We start from the raw sequence: 2,050 nt of genomic DNA, 5'->3' as shown, positions 1-2,050 counted from the left end.
CTAAATAGGACGCATTCATCGTCGGAGAAGTAATTATTTGCTTCTGTGGGTCGGAAATGAAGATAGCTAGTTTCCTTGTAGGTGAATCCTTGTCTTTTTAATTCTTCTAGGAATTGTGCGGAAGCATCAAAAACAAATCTTTCAATTAGCCAATTGACTTTTACCATAGTAAGTAAGTACGCAAGACACGAGAGGATCGCAAAACAGCGTGCAATTCCCATTCTTCACTGCACTTCACAATTTTATTGTGAAACTTCTACTCCCTCCAAAATTCCCATCAGGACTCTGACAAATCATCAGGTATTTTAAACAAATTGATATCTTGAGTAATCATTTGAAAGTTGCGATCGAGCTTACCAAACCGCCAAACATCACCCATCGTTACTGCTCCATAAAACACATTTTGTTCTTCAATATGCGATAGAGCAATTAACTCTACCGCTAACTGGGTAAAGCCTCTAGTGAGGTCATCATTTTTGGCTTCAATAACGAGCAAATTGTTAGTCGATCGCAAGAGATAATCAAGATTGCCTTTGAGCCAGTTATTGACGCTTAAAGGATATTCAATCCGCATTTGGCATTGGCAATAAATAACCACTTCCAGCAGGATAGGAGATACCAGCGTTTCTCTTCTAGCCGTTTCATTGCTGAGACTGACAAAAGGTAAGAAAGCTCTTATTTTTTGCTTGAGTTCTGGTAGGTAATCTAATTGCCGAGTCGTTTTAGGTAGATATAGTTCTGCTCTTTCAAGTGAATAGTCAAACTCAGCTAGAATGTCATCGGCTTCGTATGGTAACTCAAAATAAGACCGAAAGGTGTAGGATTGATTTTCTTGCAGGATTTTGATTTTAGCCATAGCGCCTTCACCTTTGCTCGTGTTCTTAGGAAGTAAGCCTTACAATTAATTATAGATTAATTTATTGCCGATCGAATGCGATCGCACCTACTTATTTTCGCTCTGATGGTACACTCAGGTTATCGCGCAGGGTTTGTTCCTGTCGCTTTACTGCTGCCAAAAGTTCGGCATTCTGAAGAATAACGCCTACTTGATTATTAAATACCTGCATATATTTTTGATCGTTTTGGTCGAAACTGGTTTGAAAGCAATCTGGTAATTCACTGCCATTAACAGGATGTAAATCTACAAAATCACCAGCTTTCTTTTTATTGATTAATTGAGTGACGCCAATCAATTCGCCATCGGGATTCCAAACTGGCATACACAGTAAACTGCAAGTGCGATAACCAGTTCTTTCATCTGTTTTTTTGGCTGTTTCGGAATCTGGGTATTCATATAAGTCAAATGGTATATTGAGAGGTACACCCATTTGTGCAACTTTGCCAGCATAACCTACCCCCAATGGTAAACGCAATTCTCTTTCCGAACCATCTTGGAATGAAATTTTTGTCCAGAGTTCGTTTGCAGATCGATCGAGCAACCAAAGCGTGCTACGATCGGCATTCATAAGTTCTTTCGCCGCATCCATAACTCGCTTGAGAACTTCATCGATTTCTAAGCTACTTTGATTAACAGAACGAGTTGCTGCCATTAGTGCTGCTGCTACTCTTTGTCCTCTAGCTGTTTTATGATAGGAACGGAAACTTTCCAAAATCATTTGAATTAAAGGTGCATTTTCAGCAAACTGTTCTTCATCTGTTTTCGTAAAGCCTTGGGTGTCGATTTTTTCCGATAAAGGTAATGTCTCGTCGTACAAGCGTTTTAACTTATTGATTAATTGGATAACTGCAACTAAATCTCCCTGTTCGTTCAACAGCGGTAAAGCTAACATTGTATAAGTGCGATAGTTGTTCTTTTTGTCCTGTTCCTTAGCGGTAAGAGAACGCGGGTCGTCGTAAAAATCGAAGGGAATATTAATGATTTTTTTGGTAGCAGCTACTTCACCAACAATACCTTTGTTGGCAGGTATGCGAATTTCTAAAGTTTCTTTACCTCCAGATTCGGCAACGATCGACCAAAATTCATTGCGTTCTTCATCTAATAGAAAAATAGTTGTGCGATCGGCATTTAGCGATTTACCCATTTTCAAAG

The 2,050-nt window shown here is 39.2% G+C and carries 2 protein-coding genes; both read right to left on the bottom strand.

Annotated features, from left to right (window positions below; translation table 11 throughout):
- Positions 1-277: 277 nt before the first annotated feature.
- The gene (locus tag H6S82_RS30935; RefSeq protein ID WP_199318002.1) at positions 278-856 is read right to left on the bottom strand and encodes a hypothetical protein; all 579 of its coding nucleotides are present in this window, start codon (positions 854-856) and stop codon (positions 278-280) included.
- Between the two features lie 91 nt (positions 857-947).
- Positions 948-2,050, bottom strand: a 1,103-nt coding sequence (locus tag H6S82_RS30930) for a GAF domain-containing protein (RefSeq protein ID WP_191057306.1), incomplete at its 5' end; no start/stop codon positions are given.

Source organism: Planktothrix sp. FACHB-1355 (assembly GCF_014748295.1).
GTDB lineage: Bacteria > Cyanobacteriota > Cyanobacteriia > Cyanobacteriales > Aerosakkonemataceae > Aerosakkonema > Aerosakkonema funiforme_A.
Note: the sequence above shows the minus strand (reverse complement) of the source record. Positions and strands in the feature narration are given on the sequence as shown.

What these genes read in the sequence shown, in the direction of transcription:
- H6S82_RS30935 (WP_199318002.1), bottom strand. Translation starts at nt 856, where the DNA reads ATGGCTAAAATCAAAATCCTGCAAGAAAATCAATCCTACACCTTTCGG.